Origin of the sequence: Streptomyces sp. NPDC047072, assembly GCF_040643855.1 — a bacterium.
Lineage (GTDB): Bacteria > Actinomycetota > Actinomycetes > Streptomycetales > Streptomycetaceae > Streptomyces.
The window spans coordinates 1-3,185 of sequence record NZ_JBEYVC010000342.1 but is presented as its reverse complement, the minus strand read 5'-3'; the positions used below and the strand labels follow the sequence as shown (position 1 = coordinate 3,185).

2 protein-coding genes and 1 pseudogene are annotated in these 3,185 nt (G+C 70.4%); all 3 read right to left on the bottom strand.

Going from position 1 to position 3,185, the window contains the following annotated elements; genetic code table 11:
* Positions 1-1,239: HupE/UreJ family protein (locus ABZ896_RS52385; protein WP_360946518.1), on the bottom strand; the 1,239-nt coding region annotated here is incomplete at its 3' end.
* Positions 1,236-2,492 (bottom strand): DUF3500 domain-containing protein, encoded by a 1,257-nt coding sequence (locus ABZ896_RS52380; RefSeq protein WP_360946515.1) that lies wholly within the window; start codon positions 2,490-2,492, stop codon positions 1,236-1,238. The genes ABZ896_RS52380 and ABZ896_RS52385, both read right to left, overlap by 4 nt.
* A 128-nt stretch (positions 2,493-2,620) precedes the next feature.
* Positions 2,621-3,185, bottom strand: a pseudogene (locus ABZ896_RS52375) (hypothetical protein); the annotation flags it as partial.

Sequence of the window (3,185 nt, the reverse complement as noted above, 5' to 3'; positions counted from 1 at the left end):
CAGGGAGGGCAGGGCGAGGCAGACCAGCAGGAGCTGGACCAGTTCGATACCGAGATTGAAGCCGAGCAGGCTGGTGACGAGTTGACCGGTGGACAGGTGCAGTTCGGCCAGAACGAAGGAGAACGCCATACCGTGCCCGAGCCCGAACACCCCGGCCACGAGCGCCTCCTTGCCGGGAAACAGCGGCCGGATCGCGTGAACCGCACCGACCAGGATGCTCACCGCGATGAACGCCTCCACCGGCCAGGCGGGAATGTCCAGCCGCCCGATCGCGGTCACGGCGAGCGCGACGGAGTGCCCGGCGGTGAAGGCGAGCGTGATACACCCGATACGGGCCAGAGCGGTGCGCGCGCCGACCAGTCCGTCCCAACGGGCGGGACCGCGGTCTCCGTCCCGGCCGCCGACCAGTCCGCGCCGACGGCCGAGACCGCGGCCCTCGTCCCGCCCGTCGGCCAGCCCGCCCCAACGGCCGGGCCCGACTCCTCCACCCCCGCCCCCGCTGCCGTCCCCGCCCCTGCCCCCGCTCGCCGCCAACGGTGCCGGCAGCAGCAGGATGAGCAGGAACAGCAGGTGGTCCGTGCCGGTCAGGATGTGGTCGCCGCCGAGTTCCACCATGGCGACGAAGCCCCGCCAGGCGCTGCCCGCGCCGAGGTCGACCTTCAGTGCCGGGACCTTCATGGTCCGGGTGTCGACGCGGATCGTGCCGACCTGGGTGGTGCCCGCGCCGTCGACCTGTCCGGCGGCCCAGTCCTGACGTACCGTCACCAGCACGGTGTGCGTGACGACTTGGTGCACGATGACGTCGTAGCCGAAGGTGAAGTGCCGTACGTCGATGCCGGGCGGCGGCGTGAGCGTGGCGCGGACGACCAGCTCGCGGTACTCGCCGGTGTCCGTCTGGACGGCCTTGCCGAGGGTCGGGCGGCCGACGGCGACCTGCCAGGTGCTGCCGTCCGTGGCGGTCGGGCGGATGTGCGCGACCAGGTAGGCGCGGATGGCCCCGGTCCGGGCGCCCAGCGTCTTCTCGGACACGTCGATCCCGCTCGCCCGGGTGAACTCCCCCACGGGCAGCTCCAGTCGCGCGGAGACCGAGTCCTTGTACACGTCGAGCTGCACGACCGAGTGCGGCATCGGGTGCGCGGCGGCCGGCGACGCCCCCAGGAGGAGCGCCGCCGGTACCGCGAACGCGATCCCGGCCACCAGGCGAAGCAGCGCGGCCGGCCAGTTTCGCGGACGGGTCATGAGAAGGAGAACTCGCTGCCGTAGTCGCGGGTGTGGTCGCGGTACACCGTGTGGTAGTGGATCTTGTCGCGGTACACCACCCCGGTCTGGCAGATGAACTCGACCCACACGCCGGGACCGTCGATACGGACGTAGTCCCCGTTGGTGTCCAGGCCGGTGCCGCCGGAGTAGCTGATGTAGGTGTCCTTCAGCTCCTTGGCGTACGTCTTCATCAGCTGCTTCGCGGTGGCGTCGTCCACGTCGGCGACCCAGGGGTGGATGGCCGCGAGCACCAACTTCTGCTGCTTGGGGCTCAGTTCGCTGACCTTCAGACCCTCCTTGGTCGCCGGGAACTCGCCGTCGGAGCCCGGGCCGAGAAGCACGTCGCCGAAGGACTCCGACAGCTTGGCCGCGGCCAGCTGCTCGGTGGTCAGGCTGCCGGTGAGGGCGAGCATGCCGTTGCGGAACTCCGCCATCGGCTCGTACGTCGTGCCGTCGTCCGCGGTCCAGCTGGTGGGCTCGATACCGCTGAAGAAGGGGCTCGCGCCGGCCACCTTGCCGTTCTTGAAGGTGATGTTGACGGCGAGGTGGTGGCCGCCGAAGTGCAGCTGCCAGGTGCCGGTCTTCGACGGGGTGCCGAGGAACGCCATGTAGTAGTAGCCGCTGCCGTAGGCGAAGCCGCCCGCGCCGCCGCCGGTACCGCCGGAGGGCGGGGCGCCGGTGGGGGCGTCGGTCGGAGTCGCGGTGGCCGTGGCCGTCGCCGCATCCGTCGCCGTGTCCGTGACCGTCGCGCTCGGCGCCGGAGCCGCCGAGCTGGTCGACTCCGCCGAGGCGAGCACGTCGTCGGCGAGGATCGTCTGCATGACGTGGTCGTAGCCGGTGTCCTTGCCCGTCCCGAGGGCGACCTTCAGCACATGCTCGGCGGCGGCGAGTTGCTCGTCGCTCAGCGAGCCGAAGTCGATGCCGGGGCGGCAGGTGCCCGCACACGGCAGGTTCGACCAGGCCGTCGCGTTCGCCTGGCTGAACTCCAGGACGGTCGACGCCTGTTGGTCGGAGTCCAGCGTGTTGAGGAACGCGTTCGCCGCGCTGACCACGGCGGCCGTGCCGGTGGCCTTCTTGTCGACCGCGAAGTGCGCGGCCGACTTCTTCTCGGTGGTGGTCGCGGCGTTCGCCGCCGCGAAACCGCCGCCGACGAGGACGACACCGGCGGCCACGCCGGCGACACCCCGCCAGGTCCGCCGGTGACGGGCCCTGCTTGTTCTTTCCCTGCTCACGAAAGACTCCCTGAAGACAAGGGGCTGGGACGGCGCGCGCTGGACGAGAGAACTATCAGCAAAATTGTCGACAGCTCAACGCGCGCCCACCCGACCCCTGTCCGCTTTGGGAGGCATGCGCCACATATTCAAGAAATAAGCAGGGCCTGCTGACAGGTTTCGCTTACCGCGACTTCAGCCTCGCCTACTCGACGACGCGGGTTGGCCACCTCGCGGATCTCGCCGGTGCTGTCGGCCATCACGGCGAGCGTCTTGATGCCCAGGTCGATGCCCACCGCGACGCCGGGGCGGGCGACCCGTACGAGGTCACGCTTGACCTCGGCCTGGAACGAGACGAACCAGCGCCCGCGTTCGCGCCGGACCGTCGCCGACAGGATCCGGGCCGTGCCGTCCTGCACGCGGTGCAGGAGCTTGCCGGCGGGCTCGTGGACGCGCATCGTTCCCAGGCGGGGCAGCGTCACATGCCGGCCGTCGGTCTCGATGCGGATCGTGCCGGTGGTGAACCGGCAGGTAAGGCGGGCCTTCCGCTTCGACTTGAAACGCGGCATGCCCACTCGCTTGCCCTTGCGCTGTCCGCGCTTGGACTTCGCGTAGTTGTCGAACGCGGCGGCGGCGTTCGCGAGGCCGGTGGAGTACGCCTCCTTGGAGTTGTCCTCCCACCAGGACGCGAACCGCGGGTCGGTGTGCTTGCCT